At 63.8% G+C, this 16,117-nt stretch carries 12 protein-coding genes; 7 read left to right on the top strand and 5 right to left on the bottom strand.

Annotation, left to right across the window (positions count from 1 at the left end):
• Positions 1–59: 59 nt before the first annotated feature.
• Positions 60–4,127, top strand: a complete 4,068-nt coding sequence (gene pulA / locus PG896_RS06430) for a pullulanase-type alpha-1,6-glucosidase (protein ID WP_270835536.1) — start codon at positions 60–62, stop codon at positions 4,125–4,127.
• A gap of 193 nt (positions 4,128–4,320) precedes the next feature.
• Here pulA and PG896_RS06425 read toward each other — a convergent pair whose 3' ends face one another.
• Complete coding sequence (locus PG896_RS06425) at positions 4,321–6,744, bottom strand: zinc/cadmium/mercury/lead-transporting ATPase (protein ID WP_270835535.1); 2,424 nt, start codon at positions 6,742–6,744, stop codon at positions 4,321–4,323.
• Between the two features lie 254 nt (positions 6,745–6,998).
• Between PG896_RS06425 and tpx the strand changes: the two genes are divergently transcribed.
• Complete coding sequence (gene tpx / locus PG896_RS06420) at positions 6,999–7,499, top strand: thiol peroxidase (RefSeq protein WP_010672853.1); 501 nt, start codon at positions 6,999–7,001, stop codon at positions 7,497–7,499.
• 146 nt (positions 7,500–7,645) lie between these two features.
• Positions 7,646–8,866 carry a DEAD/DEAH box helicase gene (locus PG896_RS06415; protein WP_270835534.1) on the top strand — a complete coding sequence of 407 codons (1,221 nt, stop codon included), beginning with the start codon at positions 7,646–7,648 and terminating at the stop codon, positions 8,864–8,866.
• Positions 8,867–8,962: 96 nt separating this feature from the next.
• On the opposite strand, the gene PG896_RS06410 is transcribed toward PG896_RS06415, so the two are convergent.
• The 3 genes from PG896_RS06410 to PG896_RS06400 form a co-directional block, all read right to left on the bottom strand.
• On the bottom strand, positions 8,963–10,522 hold the full coding sequence (locus PG896_RS06410) for a methyl-accepting chemotaxis protein (protein ID WP_109112503.1): 1,560 nt from the start codon (positions 10,520–10,522) through the stop codon (positions 8,963–8,965).
• A gap of 151 nt (positions 10,523–10,673) precedes the next feature.
• Positions 10,674–10,973: a hypothetical protein gene (locus tag PG896_RS06405; RefSeq protein ID WP_171865506.1), complete on the bottom strand. Its 300-nt coding sequence runs from the start codon at positions 10,971–10,973 to the stop codon at positions 10,674–10,676.
• Between the two features lie 110 nt (positions 10,974–11,083).
• On the bottom strand, positions 11,084–12,688 hold the full coding sequence (locus PG896_RS06400; protein ID WP_128318329.1) for a peptide ABC transporter substrate-binding protein: 1,605 nt from the start codon (positions 12,686–12,688) through the stop codon (positions 11,084–11,086).
• A 173-nt stretch (positions 12,689–12,861) separates the two neighbouring features.
• Here PG896_RS06400 and PG896_RS06395 point away from each other — a divergent pair, with 173 nt between their 5' ends.
• A complete protein-coding gene (locus PG896_RS06395; RefSeq protein ID WP_042014597.1) occupies positions 12,862–13,569 on the top strand; it encodes a ParB-like protein in 708 nt (235 codons plus the stop codon).
• Between the two features lie 85 nt (positions 13,570–13,654).
• Positions 13,655–14,083, top strand: coding sequence for a DUF2753 family protein (locus tag PG896_RS06390; RefSeq protein WP_010672859.1), 429 nt, complete (start codon positions 13,655–13,657; stop codon positions 14,081–14,083).
• 2 nt (positions 14,084–14,085) lie between these two features.
• On the opposite strand, the gene PG896_RS06385 is transcribed toward PG896_RS06390, so the two are convergent.
• Positions 14,086–14,835 carry an enoyl-CoA hydratase-related protein gene (locus tag PG896_RS06385; RefSeq protein ID WP_270835532.1) on the bottom strand — a complete coding sequence of 250 codons (750 nt, stop codon included), beginning with the start codon at positions 14,833–14,835 and terminating at the stop codon, positions 14,086–14,088.
• A gap of 89 nt (positions 14,836–14,924) precedes the next feature.
• Here PG896_RS06385 and PG896_RS06380 point away from each other — a divergent pair, with 89 nt between their 5' ends.
• Positions 14,925–15,365: a copper chaperone PCu(A)C gene (locus PG896_RS06380; protein WP_039039478.1), complete on the top strand. Its 441-nt coding sequence runs from the start codon at positions 14,925–14,927 to the stop codon at positions 15,363–15,365.
• A 94-nt stretch (positions 15,366–15,459) separates the two neighbouring features.
• Positions 15,460–16,089, top strand: a complete 630-nt coding sequence (locus PG896_RS06375; protein WP_128313680.1) for a TIGR04219 family outer membrane beta-barrel protein — start codon at positions 15,460–15,462, stop codon at positions 16,087–16,089.
• Positions 16,090–16,117: the final 28 nt, after the last annotated feature.

Raw genomic sequence — 16,117 nt, 5'->3', positions numbered from 1 at the left:
GCTCGGCAATGACCGGGTACTCGGATATCGAGACTAACTACAGCGGGAATTATAAAAAAATGGATATGAAAAAGACCAAAGTGGCGCTGGTAACAGCCTCACTGCTCGCGCTTTTGTCAGGCTGTAACGACAACAGTTCTTCTGCTCCTGCCCCTCAGGATGAGCCCGTCGCTCGTCTTCCCAACGTCCAGCCCCCGGCCGAACTGCTGACGGCCGGCCCCGACGAAGCGGTCATCGCCCTGGTGGATACCCAGACCAGCGCGGCGCGCGGTGTCACCGGCCCGTTCGCCAGCCACAGCCTGCACCTGTGGAACAACGATGCCTGCAACTCGACCTCGGAGGGCGGCCTCAACACCGGTTGGGATGACAAGAGCAAGACGCCGTCCGCGGCGGACAGTTTTGGTCCGGCCTGGGTCGTGCCGCTCTCCAAGATGGAAGGCTGCATCAACTTCATCGCCCGCAATGGCGATCTCGCGAACCTGACCGGCAGCGACATGAAGGTGGTCTTCAGTGATCACCCGGATCGCACCGTGGCCATCGTGGCCGGCAAGAACGAGATCTTCGGCAGCCGGGCGGAAGCCTTCACAGCCGCCTTCGGCGTGGCGGGGGCCAGTGCCCACCTCATCGACGACAACACCCTGATTTGGCAAGGGGGCAAGGACAAGCCCTATGTGCGCCTCTACTACACAGAGTCAGGCACCATCACCGCAAACAGCGAGGGTGTATTCGATTTCCCCTACCTCAAGCTGACCCCGACCAGCCTGACCGAAGAGCAACAGGCCAAATACCCGCACCTCAAGGATGCCGCCGCCTTCGCCCTGCCTGCGGGGAAAGATCTCAAGCCCCTGCTCAAGGGTGAGCTGGTCGCCATCGGGACCGATGCGGACGGCATCCTGCAGGGGGCGACCCTGGTGCAGAGTGCCGGTGCCCTCGATGCCCTTTACAGCGAAGCGGCCACCAAGCTGGCCTACGGCGCCGTGGTGGAGGGGGGCAATGTCACCTTCCGGCTCTGGGCGCCGACCGCCAAGTCGGTCAAGCTGGCGCTGTTCGACGAGCAGCACAAGTCGCTTGGCGAGCGCGCCATGACCCTGGACGAGGCCAGCGGCAGCTGGAGCGTGCAGGGGGGCAGCGATCTTGTCGGCAAATACTACCGCTACGATATCCAGGTCTATCACCCGGTCAGCCGCAAGCTGGAATCCTATCAGGTGACCGACCCCTACTCCCTGAGCCTGGCGATGAACTCCGAGTTCAGCCAGGTGGTGGATCTCGACGATCCGGCCCTCAAGCCGGAAGGCTGGGACAGCCTCAAGGCGCCCCACAGCCAGAAGAACCCCGCCGACATCACCATCTATGAGGCCCACGTCCGGGATCTGACCGGCAACGACGAGTCGACGCCGGTGGATCACCGCGGCAAGTTCCTCGGGCTGACCGACAGCGACAGCGTGCCCGTCACCCACCTGAAATCCCTGGCCAAGAGCGGCGTCAGCCACCTGCACCTGCTGCCGGTGTTCGACATCGCCACCGTCAACGAGGACCCGGCCAAGGTGGCCAACATCGGCGATGACTTCAGCAAGCTGTGCGAGGTCAATCCCGAGGTCAAGAACTCCAGGTTTGCCAGCCACTGTGGTGGCGGCGAGACCATCGAAGCCGTGCTCGGTGATCTGCAAGCCAGCGACAGCAAGGAGAACCCCGTGGTGCAGGAGCTGTACGGCTACCTGCGCGGGGTGGACTCCTTCAACTGGGGCTATGACCCCTACCACTACACCACCCCGGAAGGCTCCTACGCCACCAATGCGGAGGGGACGACCCGGATCAAGGAGTTCCGCGAGATGGTGCAGGCCATCAAGCAGAACATCGGCATGAACGTGGTGATGGACGTGGTCTACAACCACACCAACGAGGCCGGCCTCGGCCCGAAATCCGTGCTCGACAAGATAGTGCCCTGGTACTACCAGCGCCTGAACCCGGAGACCGGCTCGGTGGAAAACTCCACCTGCTGCTCCAACACGGCACCGGAACACGCCATGTTCGCCAAGCTGATGGATGACTCCCTGGTCACCTGGGCGCGGGACTACAAGATCGACGCCTTCCGCTTCGACCTGATGGGTCACCACCCCAAGGATCAGATGGTGCAGGCCCTGGCCGAGGTGAAGAAGGTCAATCCGGACATGTACTTCTACGGGGAAGGCTGGAACTTCGGCGAGGTGCAGGATGACAAGCGCTTCGTGCAGGCGACCCAGAAGCACCTGGCCGGCACCGGCATCGGCTCCTTCTCCGACCGGCTGCGGGATGCGGTGCGCGGCGGCAGCCCATTTGACGGTGGTGACAAGATTCGCCAGACCCAGGGCTTCGGCAACGGCGCCTACGTGGAACCAAATGGATTTACAAATCCCGATGATAAAGATCCTCGTGCCACCGCCCTGCATCAGTCCGATCTGGTGCGCCTCGGCATGGCGGGCAACCTCAAGGAGTTCGTGCTGACCGACAAGGACGGCATGCCGAAGAAGGGGGTCGACATCGACTACAACGGTCAACCCGCGGGCTATGCCCAGGATCCGACCGAGATCCAGAACTATGTCGACAAGCACGACAACCAGACCCTGTTCGACAACCTGGCCTACAAGGCGCCGGCAGGGGCCGATCTGGTGCGGATGCAGGGGGTGTCGCTGGCCACCGCCATGCTGGGTCAGGGGATCCCCTTCACCCACGCCGGCGTCGAGCTGCTGCGCTCCAAGTCCATGGAGCGGGACAGCTATGACTCCGGCGACTGGTACAACCGGGTCGACTATACCCTGGGCGACAACAACTTCGACAAGGGCCTGCCGCGCAAGGACAAGGACGAGGCCAACTACGAGTTGATCGAGCAGGTGCTCGGCCAGCACGCCAAGCCGGGGTCGGCCGAGATGGCGCAGATGGTGAGCTTCTACCAGGAGCTGTCCGAGCTGCGTCAATCCTCCCGCCTGCTGCGTCTGGGCAGCGGTGCCGAGGTGATCAAGCGGGTTGACTTCCGCAACACCGGGCCTGAGCAGATCCCGGGTCTCATCGTGATGACGGTGGACGATGGTAGCAAGGCCGGCGCGGATCTGGATCCGGCCATCGACGGCCTGGTGGTGATGATCAACGCCACCAGCCAGAGCCAGAGCATCGGCGACTTCCGTGACGGCGACGATCAGCCCATCGACCTCTCCGGTCTGGTGCTGAGCGGTGCCCATCGCGACGTCGACAGCATCGCCAGCGGCGCCGCCGTGGGGAACGGTGAGCTGACCCTGGGGGCCTGGTCCGCCGCCGTCTTCGTCAAGCCGCAGAACGGCGCCCAGGGCGCGGGTCTGCCGGTGAGCAAGAAGACGGATCTGAGCACCTTGCCACCCTTCGGTGATACGGCACTCTTCCTGAAGGGCTTCCTTGACTCGGGCTTCGGTGACAAGAACCCGCTGACCTTCACCAGCAACTTTATGTACGAGTTCAGCGCCGACGTGACGACGGATCAGCTTGGCAACACCGAGCTGAAGGTGGCCGATGCAGGCTGGAACATCAACTACGGTAGCTGCAACGCCGGTGACAAGCTGGTAGTGGGCACGCCGCTGACCCTTTGCAAGGGTGGGGATTCTGGCAATATCGGGTTGGATCTGGCCAAGGCAGGCACCTACAAGTTCGTCTTCACCGCCATGAACAAGGACAAGCCCACCCTGAGTGTCAGCTACACCGAACCGGCGCAGAGCTGCAAGGTGCTGGATACCGTCGCGGGCAATCCGCTCGGCTTCCCGCTCTATGTGCGCGGCAGTCTGAGCGACTGGAACGCCCAGCCGGCCTACCAGCTGAGCTACAAGGGGATGGAAGGTAACCTCGCCATCTATCAGGCCGCCTTCAACTACGCGGGCAGCTTTGACTTCAAGTTTGCCAACGACGATGGCAACTGGAGCAAGCAGTTCTTCGTGAAGGATGCCGGTGGCACCCTGATCGCACTGGAGCCCGAGCAGGTTTACCCGCTCCAGCACGGCGATGGTGGCATGGGCAACAACAGCATCACGCTGGAACAGGGTCTGTGGAGCTTCCTGGTTAAGGTTGACCCGACTCAGACTTCCGGCGAGGTGGGCAGCGTCATCATCCAGGAGTGCAGCGCCAAGTAAGTCTTTCCCATCGAGCCCGGGGTTGGCTCGGCAACCCAGGGTTGAATTCCGCCTTGCCAAGGGCGGGATAACACCGAGAGAGTAAGCAAAGCGCGACTGCCGACCGGCAGCCGCGCTTTTTCTTTGTTGTGGGCGAGGCAATAAAAAAGCCGCCCCGTTGGGGCGGCTGTTGGTTGTGCAGTTTACGGCCGGACTAGCGTTTTCGCAGCAGGCGCAGGGCGTTGGCGGTGACCAGGGCGGTGGCGCCGGTGTCGGCCAGCACCGCAATCCACAGGCCGGTGATGCCGAGCAGGCTGGTGACCAGGAAGATGGCCTTGAGCCCCAGCGCCAGCGCGATGTTCTGGTGGATGTTGGCCAGCGCCGCGCGGGAGAGCCGGATCATGGCGGCGACCCCGCCGAGCTGGTTGTGGGTCAGCGCCGCATCGGCGGTTTCCAGCGCCACGTCGGTGCCGCCTCCCATGGCGATGCCGATGCTCGCCCGCTTCATGGCCGGGGCGTCGTTGATGCCGTCGCCGATCATCGCGACCTTTTGCGTCAGACCGAGCTTGGCGATCTCATCGACCTTGCCCTCCGGCAGCAGGCCGGCGCGCCAGCCCATGCCGAGCTCGGTGGCGATCGCCTCGGCGGCGCGGGGGTTGTCCCCGGTCAGCATGATGCTCTTGAGACCAAGCTGGTTGAGCTCTTGCAGCGCCGCAGCCGCCTCCGGCCGGATCTGGTCGCGCAGGGCCAGCAGGGCGGCCGGGGCGGCGTCAGGCTGACCGAGCACCACCACTGTCTTGCCTTGCTGCTCCAGGGTGGCGACCCGGGCCTGTATCGCGGCATCCAGGGTGGCGACCCGGCTCGGTGCCAGCAGCTGCCAGAGGGTGCCGTCGATGCGACCTTCCACGCCCATGCCGGGCAGGGCGCGCAGCGCCTGGGCGGCGGCGAGGCTGAGGCCCCGTTCGTTGGCCGCCGTCACCACGGCGCGGGCCAGCGGGTGGTGGGAGCCCTGCTCGATGGCTGCCGCCAGCGCCAGCAGGTCGGCCTCAGGCTGGCCATTGAGGCTCACCAGTTCAGTCAGCTGCGGCTTGCCCAGGGTCAGGGTGCCGGTCTTGTCGAAGGCCAGGGTATCGATGTGGGCGAGGCGCTCCAGCGCGGCGCCCCCCTTGATGAGGCCACCCTGCCGGGTGGCTGCCGCCAGTGCCGAGGTGACCGCCGCCGGGGTGGAGATGACCAGGGCACAGGGGCAGCCGATGAGCAGCAGCGCCAGCCCGCGATAGACCCACTCGTCCCAGCTCTGGCCGAAGGCGAGCGGCGGTACCAGCACCACCAGCAGGGCAACCAGCATCATGGCCGGGGTATACCAGCGGCTGAAGCGGTCGATGAAGCGCTCGATGGGCGCGCGCTGGGTCTCGGCCTCCTCGATGAGATGCAGAATGCGGTCGATGGCGTTGTTGCCGGGCTCGGACACCACCTCGAGGCGCAGCACCCGATCCGCCGCCAGGCTGCCGGCGGGCACCTTGTCACCCTGACGGCGCTCCACCGGGATGGATTCGCCGGTCAGGGCGCTCTCGTCAAAGGCGCCGAGGGGGTCGAGCAGGCGGGCATCGGCGGCCAGGCGGGCGCCCGGGGCGATTTCGATGATGTCGCCGGGGCGCAGCTGGTCGGCAGCGACCTCTTCGCGCACCTCGCCCTCGGCAGTGGTGCGGATGCGCAGCGCCTTGTCGGGCACCAGCGCCATCAGGGCGGTGACCCCGGCGCGGGCGCGGCCGGCGGCGTAGGCCTCCAGATGTTCGCCCAGCATGAACAGCAGCAGCACCATGGCTGCTTCGGCGGTTTCACCGAGGAACAGGGCCCCCACGGCGGCGACCGTCATCAGGGTCTCGATGGCGAAGGGGGAGCCGCTCTTGGTCAGCGCCCACGCCTTGCGGGAGATGGGCCACAGCCCCCAGAGGGTGGCCAGGGTAAAGAGCGGCTGACCGAGCTGGTTCGGCAGCAGGGCCGCCATCCCCATCAAGCCGGCGAGCGACAGGGGCTGCCAGTATTTGCCGAGCAGGTTGCTGACTCTCTGCATCAGAGGGCTGCGGCCCGGTTCGCTGCGAGCCGTGTTCTGAGCTCCCCCTTTGAGCTGGAAGCCGGCGGCCAGCACGGCGGCGGTGACGGGATCGGGGGAGAGGCCGGGGGCCAGATCCACCACCAGCTTCTCGGTGGCAAACAGCACCCGAGCCTGCTGTACGCCCTCCACCCGGCTGACGGCGGTCTCTATCTTGCGTGCACAGCTGGGACAATCCATGCCCAGCACCTGCCAGCTGTGGCGGCGGCTGTTTTGCTCGGGGCTAGCCAGCGGCGGCTCGGTCGCGGCGGCCGTATGGGCGTGCTCGTGCCCCTGCTCATGATGATCGTGGTCGTGGGCTGTGTCGGTGGCGCAAGTGCCTCTGGGGGGCTCTTCATCCCCCGGGCCGTCTGCGCCACTTTGCCCCTGATGATCGTGGCGGGTCGGGTTGGCGACACCACTGGCCTGTGCCCCGTTGTCGCAGCAGTGGCTGGTGTGGCTGTGCCCGGCCTCTGGGGTGGCGGCCTTGCTGACGGCCTTGATGGGGGCGGCGGCGTGTTGATGGCTGCAGCAGGATTTGCTCATGATGCGTTCCTCTTGAGGGATCCCGCCCCTGCGGGATCCTGGATGACTGAGCCGAGTGTAAACCTTGGTGTAAAGTCCAAGGTCAAGCCCTCTTCTCCTCTTTGTCCGGGGCCATGTCAGTGGCCGCTGAGCTGCCTCTGGAGCAGGGGGGATGCAAAGGGATGCCAAATCCCTTTCATTAGCGGGTGTTTGTCATCCCGTGGCGGGCCTATACTGGGGACCCTGGATCCCACATCAATCATCAAGGACCTAACATGAGCAATACCGTCACCCTGCAAGGCAACCCCGTCTCCGTCTCCGGCCACTTCCCCGTTGCCGGTGAGCAGGCCAAGCCCTTCTCCCTGGTTGCTGGCGATCTGTCCGATGCGACCCTGGCGACCTTCGCCGGCAAGCGCAAGATCCTGAACATCTTCCCGAGCGTCGACACCCCGACCTGCGCCACTTCCGTGCGCAAGTTCAACGAGCAGGCAAGCGCCCTGAACAACACCGTCGTGCTGTGCATCTCTGCCGACCTGCCGTTCGCCCAGGCCCGTTTCTGCGGCGCCGAGGGTCTGGACAAGGTGGTGAACCTCTCCACCCTGCGTGGCGTCTCCTTCCTGCAGGACTACGGCGTGGCCTTCTCCTCCGGCCCGCTGGTGGGTCTGGCTGCCCGTGCCATCGTGGTACTGGATGAGCACGACAAGGTGCTGCACAGCGAGCTGGTGGCTGAAGTCGCCGACGAGCCGAACTACGCCGCCGCCCTGGCCGTTCTGTAAGTCGCGCCACAGGCTGATTGCCTGACGGCCTGCCCCGTTCACACGGGGCAGGCCGTTTTTATTGCGCTCCCGAACCTTTTACTTATGGGGTGGGTCTGGCTAGACTTCGCCTCCACATCCTCGTTCAGCCTGTATCTGCGATCCCCATGACGTTTGACGAACTCGCCCTTGCCCCCGCCCTGTTGCCCCTGCTGCCCGCAGCGCTGGAAAAACCGACCCCCATTCAGCAGCTAGCCATTCCTGCTGCCTTGTCAGGACGGGATCTGCTTGCCCTGGCCAGGACCGGCAGTGGCAAGACCCTGGCATTCGGCCTGCCGCTGCTGCAGAGGCTGGACGCAGCCAGTGACCGGGTACAGGGATTGGTACTGGTCCCCACCCGGGAGCTGGCAAGCCAGGTGAGCGCCGCCCTGCAGGAGATTGCCGACGGGTTGGGGGTGCGCCTTCTGACCCTGTGTGGCGGGGTGGCCCAGGAGTGGCAGGAGCAGGAACTGGCTCTCGGCCCCCAACTGCTGGTGGCGACCCCCGGACGGTTGCGGGACTTGCTGGCCCAGCAGACGCTGGGGCTGGGTGCCCTGCGCATGCTGGTGCTGGATGAGGCGGATCGCCTGCTGGAGATGGGGTTCTGGCCCGATATCCAGTGGCTGATGAAGGCGATGCCGGAGGCGCGGCAGCAGATGCTCTTCTCCGCCACCTTGCCGGTCGAGCTGGAGAGCCTGGCCTCGGGCCTGCTGCAGGATCCGGTGCGCATCGAGGCCGAGCCGCTCAACAGCCTGGTGAGCGACATCGAGGAGCGGCTCTATCTGGTCAACAGGAGCAGCAAGGTGCCTGCGCTGATCGCCCTGCTGGAGGCCGGAGAGTGGCCCCAGGTGCTGGTCTTCATCAGTGCCAGGGACGACGCGGACGGGGTGGCCAAGAAACTGGCCAGGGCTGGCATGACGGTGGCGGCCCTGCATGGAAACAAGGATCAGGCCACGCGGGAGCAGGCGCTGGCGGATTTCAAGGAGGGCAGGGTGCGGGTGCTGGTGGCCACGGACCTGATGGCGCGCGGCATCCACGTGGAGGCATTGCCCGTGGTGATCAATCTGGATCTGCCGGAGCATGCGCCCGTCTACGTGCATCGTATCGGTCGTACCGCCCGTGCCGGACAGAGCGGTCTGGCCATCTCCCTTACCTGCCACGGGGATGGGGAGGCGCTCGAGGGGATCCGGGCCCTGACCGGTCGGCCCCTGCCCCTGGCGGCGCTGGCAGGTTTCCCGGTGACCGACAAACCCGCCAGCGGGGAGAGCAAACGGGCGCCAAGAGACAAGCAGGCGAACCGTCGCACCCAGGGCAAGCGCAGCATCAAGCAGTTCAAGGGCAAATCCTGAGACGGACTTCTTGCCCCCGGCGGGAGCCTGTCGTCGTGAAGGAGAGGAGAGATCGGCAGCGCGCCCGGGGGCGCGCCAAACTACACGGCAAGGGGGTCAGTCGTGGAACTGGTTGATCAGGCGGGAGAGGTTTTGCAGCCGCTCCACCAGCAGGGTGATGCCATCGAGGGCCTGACGGCTGTTGTCCGCGGTGTGGCTCGCCAGTTGGTGGATCTGGTGGATCCCCTGATCCAGGGTGCTGGTGACATCCGCCTGCTGGCTCACCGCCTGGGCTATCTCGTCGCTGGTGTGGGTCACCCGGGCCAGCATCCGGTTGATCTGGTCGAGCACCTCGGCGGTGGCCCCCATGTGCTGCTGGCAGAGCACTGATGTCTGGGCCCCCTGCTCCATGCCATCGGACAGTTGCCGGGTGCTCTGTTGCAGCGCCCCTATCATGTCGCTTATCTCGCCGGTGGAGCTGCGGGTCTTCTGGGCCAGGGCCCGTATCTCGTCGGCCACCACCGCAAAGCCGCGCCCCTGTTCACCGGCCCGTGCCGCCTCGATGGCCGCATTGAGGGAGAGCAGGTTGGTCTGATCCGCAATCTGCCCGATCACCTCCAGAATGCCGTTGATCTTCTGGCTGTCCTGGGTCAGGCGCGCCAGCACGCCCTGGCTGGCGTCCAGCTCCTGATGAAGCCTGTCGACCGAATCCCGGGTGGTGGCCAGCGCCTGCTGGCCACTGGCGGACACCTGCTGGACCTCGCCCACCAGCGCATTGGCCTGGTGGGCATTGTCAGCCACATCGCGGATGGACTGGCTCATCTGGGTGATGGCCGCCGCCAGTTGCTCGCTCTGGGCCCGCTGCTGTTGCAGGTGAGTGTCTATGGTCTGGATATGCCCCCTGTCATCCTCCGCCGCCTGCAGGATCTGCTGGTTGGTGTCCGCGCTGCGACCCACCACGGCGCGCAGCTCCGCCTTCTTCATGCGCAGCAGCAGTTCAAGGGCGGCCAGGCTGTCCTGACGCCTGGCATAGAGTACCTGGCAAAGGGCGCTGCCCTGCTCCTCGCCCGCCATGGTCAGCAGCCTGGCCAGCCGCCGTTGCAGATGCCTGCCATGTCCCATCTGGGCCAGCAAGCAGAGCAGGGTGATGACGCCCCACCCCGGCTGGCCGGTGACCAGACTGGCCCCCATGCCGAGCAGGGCGGTGCCAGAGAGCAGTAGACACAGCTGCCCCGGCTCCAGAGTCAGCCGGGTCAGCCAGGGCAGTGCCTTGCCGTCACGGATCCGGGCATAGAGCTGCTCTGCCCAGGCGATGTCGTGATCCTGGGGACGGGTGCGGACAGACTGGTATTCGATGATCTGCTGCTGATCGTTGAGAATCGGCGTGACGTAGGCGTTGACCCAGTAGAACTGACCACTCTTGGCGCGGTTCTTTACCAGCCCCATCCAGCTCTTTCCTTGTTGCAGGCGGCGCCACATGTCGGCGAACGCGGCCTTGGGCATGTCGGGGTGGCGGACCAGATTGTGGGGCTCCCCTTCCATTTCGGTCGCGCTGTAGCCCGCCACATCGCAAAAGTGCTGGTTGGCATAAGTGATGTGACTGGCGGGATCCGTGGTCGAGATCAGTGATATGTGATCGGGGAAACGGATCTCCCCTTCGTGCCGGGTTGTGGTCATGTGCGCATCCTGAATGAGCCAAGTAACTGATAAAATTATTTTTTATTTTTGTGATTGTTACGGCGTCATTGTAGATGTGGACTGTTACACCACCTTGGCTTGGGTCAATAAATCAACACGGGAAAGGCTGAAAAAAGTCGTAGATGGCGGCTCAGCCGCGGGGAGTGAAGTCGTGGATCTCCCCCGTCCTCGGCTTGAAGCGGGGGTCATTGTCTTCTGTGCTGGCGACCCAGGCCATGGTCTGGCAGAAACTCTCCTGCTTGGCGAAGGCATCCCGGGCCTGATCGATGGCTCGTTCGGCATTGCGCCGCTCCATCTTGCTGGCCTTGCGGTCGCTGAACTGCTTCTGCTGGCTCAACATCCATTCGAGGAAGGCCTGGCGGCATTCGGTTTCATCGGCGGCCTTGGCGGGAAGGGCAACAAACAGGGCAATCAGGAGCAGAGCACGCATGGCAGGATCGGATCACGGGGTTGATGAATGAAAAGAGGCGGCATTTTATGCCGGGAACTTGAACAGGAACAGTGCCAGGAGGGGTCAGATGTCCCGACCCCTCCCCGGACTCAGTGTTTGACGAGGTAGAGCTGACGGCTGTAGGCCACGTCTTCCGGGTTGTTGATGGGATACCCCTTGAGCCAGGGCTTGATGAGCCGGGCATTGGTGTACTGGTAGATGGGGGCGATGGGGGCCTCCTTCTGCAAGATGGCCTCGGCCTCATCGAACAGGCGGGCCCGTTCTGCGGGATCCTGACTGTTGGCCGCCTGCGCCAGCAGCTTGTCGTAAGCCGGGTTGGCGAACCGGGCCATGTTGCCGCTGTGGCCCGATCCCCAGAGCCCGAGGAAGGCGGAGGGGTCGTTGTAATCGGCGACCCAGGAGGAGCGGATCACCTCGAACTGGCCGCTTTGACGGCTGTCGAGATAGGTTTTCCACTCCTGGTTGGTGAGCTCGACCCGGGCCCCCAGCTTCTGTTTCCACAGGTTGGCGATGGCCAGCGCCATCTTCTTGTGAATTTCCGCCGTGTTGTAGAGCAGGGTCAGCTTGAGGGGATTGCTTGGGCCGTAGCCCGCTTCTTTCAGCAGGGCTCTGGCACGCTCGTCCAGCGCCTGCTGACTGCTGGTGGAGAGCAGATTGGGCTTGGGGTCGAAGTCGGCGGTCACGTCCGGGGTGAAGTGGTAGGCCGGTTTCTCCCCGGTGCCCAGCACCTTGTCGGCAATCAGGCCCCTGTCGATGGTGTAGGAGAGCGCCTGGCGCACCCGCACATCATTGAGGGGCGGGCGCTGGGTGTTGAAGGCGTAGTAGTAGGTGCCGAGCTGTTCCGGGGTATAGACTTCCCCCGGGATCTGGGCCATCAGGCTCTGGTACTGCTCCTTGGGGAAGGATTCGGTGATGTGCAGATCCCCGGCCAGATAGCGGTGGGTGGCCGCGCTCTCCTGGTTGATGGGCACGAAGGTGACGCGGGTCAGCACCGTGTGGGCGCGATCCCAGTAGTAGGGATTGGGCGTCAGCTCCAGTTTCTCGTTCACCACCCGGTGACTCAGCACGAAGGCGCCGTTGCCCACCAGCTTGCCGGGCTGGGTCCACTGGTTGCCATATTGTTCCATGCTGGCCCGGTGCAGGGGCGACAGGCTGGGATGGGTCAGCAGGCTCAGGAAATAGGGCACCGGCTGGGAGAGGGTCACTTTCAGGGTATGGTCATCGACGGCCTCCACCCCGAGCGCATCGGGGGCCAGCTTGCCTGCCACTATGTCGTCCACCTTGTCGAAGCGAGCGAGCTGGGCGAACCAGGCGAAAGTGGCGGCTTCCCTGGGGTCAACCAGCTTGCGCCAGCCATAGACGAAGTCGGCGGCGCGCACGGGGTCGCCGTTGGACCAGCGGGCATCCGGCCTCAGGTGGAAGGTGAATGTCTGGTTCCCCTCGTTGTCCCAGCGGGATGCCACCCCGGGCAGCACCTTGCCGTCCGGTCCCTGGGTCAGCAGCCCCTCGTAAAGATCCCTGAGGACCTGCAGCTCCGGCAGTCCCACCAGCTTGAGGGGGCTCAGGCTCGCCGGTTCATCCTTGAGATGACGGACGACGGCCTGCTCGGCGGCGAGTGGGGTGCCGGGCGGCACATCGGCGGCCTGGACGCAGGCACAGCCCAGCAGGGCCAGCAGGGGGCTCCATCCTTTCATGGTGAATCCTTCAAAATGTGTGAAGCGGGGAGAAAACTCGGCGAGAATGCATCGCCGGCAGATGGGAAATCATGATATCCCCTTTGCTGGTCAGACCGCCAGCATGAGTCCCATGATATCCGATGCGGCTGTCAACGAGGGGGCGCCGTGAGCGCCAGGAAAAGGAGAGAGTGATGAGAGCATGGATCTTGTTGGCCTGCGTGCTGAGCCAGGGCGCCTGGGCGTTGTCCCCGTGCGAGAAGAGCAGCCCGGTGGGAAGCTGGTGCGAGGTAAACATAGAGGCGCTGCACCCCACCCAGGGTGGCGTCGGTCAGTTGCAGGTGGATACCACAGCCCGGGAGCTGGCGGACAAGAGCGAGAAGCAGCTCGACAAACTGATGAAAAAGAAAGAGATCCCCATCGTCATCGCGCCGGATGGGGGTTACTGGCTGGTGGACAGGCACCACCTGACCAAGGCGCTGTGGCAGCAGGGGGTGAAGCAGGTCAGGGTCAAGGTGATTGCACGGTTGCAGGACAGGGCCAATTTCTGGAGCCAGATGCAGAACAACCACTGGGCCTGGCTCAAGGATGAACGGGGTCAACCCCTGACTCCCGAGCAGTTGCCCGGCCATATCGGTGAGTTGCCGGATTATCCCTACCGCACCCTGGCGGGGCTGTTGCAGGATGCGGGCTACTTCAGCAAGAAGGATCAGGTCTACTTCGTCGAGTTTGCCTGGGCCAGCTGGCTCGGCCAGCAGATGGCCTGGCAGCCGATCGATGAGGTCAACCTCGCGGATCGCCTCGCCGAAGCCAAACGGCTGGCGTGCAGCAGCAAGGCGGCGGATCTGCCTGGTTACCCCGGCAAGCAGTGTCGCGTCAATCAGCCCAGAACGGCGGGTTGAGGGATCCTGCACAAAGGGTCTGGTTGATATTTGTTCTCGATTGGCCATGATACAGACTCCACTCGTGTCGGCAAAGGAGAGGAACATGGAACATCAGAACTGGCAACGTTACATGCTGGAGGCGGAGAACGCCCTTGGCATGGGGGCTCTGGGCACGGCGATCTGCCTCTATCAGCAGGCCCTGGGGGAAGTCTATGAGCTGGCCTCCGGGGATCTGGACGAACTGGCCAGCATGCGGGTCGCCACCTGTCACCGCATGGCTGACTTCTGGCGTGCCATGGAAGAGCCCGCCTATGAACTGCGCTACCTCAAGCTCGCCTCCGAGCTGGTCACCGCCCTGGTGCCCCAGTGCCCCAACCGGGAGTGCGAATCCCTCATCAGTGAGCTGGGCTGCTGCCGCGCCGCCCTGCTCTCCTTCTTGAAGCGCCACCCCAATCCGGAGATTGCCCGGCTTATTCAGGTGCAGGACAGGGTGCAGGGCTGCGAGTTGATAGGCCGGTTCCGTCTCAACTGAGTTCAGCGCCGTTTTTGCAGCTTGCTGGCGATGCGGCTTTGCGCCTCTTCCCCTTGCAGGGCCTGGGCGAAGGCGCGCGCTTCCAGGTCGATGACGAAATGCACCGCCTGTTTGAGCTCCTGCTTGAGCAGCGCCTTGCTCTTCTGGAGCGCCATCGGCGGCTTGGCCGCCAGTTTCAGTCCCTGCTCTCGAGCGAAGTGGAGCAGGTCCGCCGGGGCCAGCACCCGGTTGGCGAGCCCGAGACGCAGCGCCTCTTCTCCATCGATGGCCTCTGCCAGCAGCAACAGTTCCGCCGCCTTGAGGTGACCGACGGCGCGTGGCAGCAGCAGGCTGGCGGCAAACTCCGGCACCAGTCCCAGCTCGACGAAAGGCAGCTGCAGCCGGGCGTTGTCACCCAGATAGACCAGGTCGCAGTGCAGCAGCAGTGTAGTGCCGATGCCGACTGCCGGGCCGCCCACGGCGGCGATCACCGGTTTGGGGAAGTCGGCCAGGGTGTGCAGAAATTGCAGGATGGGGTCGTCCGGCTCAAGGGCGTGCTTGCCAACAAAGTCGGCCAGATCGTTGCCGGCGGTGAAGCACTCCGCCTGGCCTTGCAACAGCAGCACATGGACCTCTTCGTCCCGGGCGGCCTGGCGCAGTGCGTCGGTCAGCGCCAGATACGTCTCCGTGTTGAGGGCATTGCGCTTTTCCGGTCGATTGAAGGTCAGGGTGAGCAAGCCGTCCTGCTGTTCGGCCAGAATTGTGAGGGCCATGTCTGAATCCTTGTTGTCGGGGGCTGTCAAAAGCTTGCCACAGGGGTAAGCTTTGTCTCGTTTAACAACATCATAAAAGGATTTCAACCATGTTTAAACGTGCGTTTTATTCCACCATGGCACTGCTTCTGGCCGCCCCGGCCCTGGCCAAGGTCGACGCAGTCGATGGTTATGTGCGCCTGCTGCCCCCTGGCTCGCCGAACACGGCGGCGTTCATGGTGCTCAGGAACGATGGGGACAAACCGGTGAAACTGGTGGCGGGAGCGTCCCCTGAGGCGGGCCGTGTCGAGCTGCACACCCATTTGCACGAGAACGGCGTCATGAAGATGCGCCAGGTGGAGAGCATCGAGATCCCGGCCAAGGGGGAGGCCGTGCTCAAGCCCGGCAGTCTGCACATCATGTTGTTCGACATCCATACCCTGGCCCAGGGCACGCCCTTCCCGCTGACCCTGACCCTGGACGATGGGCAGACGCTGTCACTGAGCCTGCCCGTGAAGCCGGTCGAACCCATGAAAGGGATGAAGCACTGACATTTATCGTCGTTTGTTCAGATTTGAGACTGGGTATTTTGGCTGCACCGGGTAAAATAGCGCTCTTTCCATGTATGCAAGAGGAAGTGAAGTAATGAAGAAGACACTGATTGCCGGTTTTGTGTTGGCGCTGTGCAGCCAGAGTGCCATGGCCGCTGACGACTGGCGTTTTGCCGCCGGTGCTGATGTATGGGCTTCTCAGGGCAGTGGTCAGGCATATGGTTATAGTGCCAATCACTATGATGACAAATACAACTGGAACGGCTATCTGCAACTGGAACACGGTATCATCTTCCTGCCGAACGCCAAATTTGAAATTTCCGATTTCAGCACCTCCGGTGGCGCCTTCAAGAACGACCTGACAGCCTACGATCTGAGCCTCTACTACCGTCTGTTCAACAACGATCTGTTCAAGATCGATCTGGGTATGACCGGTCGTCACTACGATGGCGAGCAGGTCTACTCCGGTCGCAAGGGTTATGACGAAGATACCCTGATGGCCTATGCCGGCAGTGAAGTGAAGATCCCGGGCACCGGCATCGCCTTCTTCGGCGATCTGCGCACTCACGATGCGGACAACTATGACTACCGTCTGGGTGGTTCCTACAAGTTCTCCTCCATGCCGATCAAGCTGCGTGCCGGCTGGCGTGAAGCCAAGGTCGACTTCGCCAATATCGATCAGTCTGTCGATGGCTGGTTCATGGGCGGCGAATTCACTTTCTAATCTGACCGTCGACTGACGACGAGGAGCG

Origin of the sequence: Aeromonas sp. QDB30 (assembly GCF_027707645.1) — a bacterium.
In the GTDB taxonomy this organism is placed as follows: Bacteria; Pseudomonadota; Gammaproteobacteria; order Enterobacterales; family Aeromonadaceae; genus Aeromonas; species Aeromonas caviae.
The sequence above is the reverse complement of the archived record's forward strand: the minus strand, read 5'-3'. Positions and strand labels throughout refer to the sequence as shown.

Excerpts from the sequence above, each read along its gene's own strand:
- pulA (WP_270835536.1), top strand. The coding sequence starts at position 60 with ATGGATATGAAAAAGACCAAAGTGGCGCTGGTAACAGCCTCACTGCTC.
- PG896_RS06415 (WP_270835534.1), top strand. The coding sequence starts at position 7,646 with ATGACGTTTGACGAACTCGCCCTTGCCCCCGCCCTGTTGCCCCTGCTG.
- PG896_RS06380 (WP_039039478.1), top strand. The coding sequence starts at position 14,925 with ATGTTTAAACGTGCGTTTTATTCCACCATGGCACTGCTTCTGGCCGCC.
- PG896_RS06375 (WP_128313680.1), top strand. The coding sequence starts at position 15,460 with ATGAAGAAGACACTGATTGCCGGTTTTGTGTTGGCGCTGTGCAGCCAG.
- PG896_RS06385 (WP_270835532.1), bottom strand. The coding sequence starts at position 14,835 with ATGGCCCTCACAATTCTGGCCGAACAGCAGGACGGCTTGCTCACCCTG.
- PG896_RS06395 (WP_042014597.1), top strand. The coding sequence starts at position 12,862 with ATGAGAGCATGGATCTTGTTGGCCTGCGTGCTGAGCCAGGGCGCCTGG.
- PG896_RS06390 (WP_010672859.1), top strand. The coding sequence starts at position 13,655 with ATGGAACATCAGAACTGGCAACGTTACATGCTGGAGGCGGAGAACGCC.
- PG896_RS06405 (WP_171865506.1), bottom strand. The coding sequence starts at position 10,973 with ATGCGTGCTCTGCTCCTGATTGCCCTGTTTGTTGCCCTTCCCGCCAAG.
- tpx (WP_010672853.1), top strand. The coding sequence starts at position 6,999 with ATGAGCAATACCGTCACCCTGCAAGGCAACCCCGTCTCCGTCTCCGGC.
- PG896_RS06400 (WP_128318329.1), bottom strand. The coding sequence starts at position 12,688 with ATGAAAGGATGGAGCCCCCTGCTGGCCCTGCTGGGCTGTGCCTGCGTC.
- PG896_RS06425 (WP_270835535.1), bottom strand. The coding sequence starts at position 6,744 with ATGAGCAAATCCTGCTGCAGCCATCAACACGCCGCCGCCCCCATCAAG.
- PG896_RS06410 (WP_109112503.1), bottom strand. The coding sequence starts at position 10,522 with ATGACCACAACCCGGCACGAAGGGGAGATCCGTTTCCCCGATCACATA.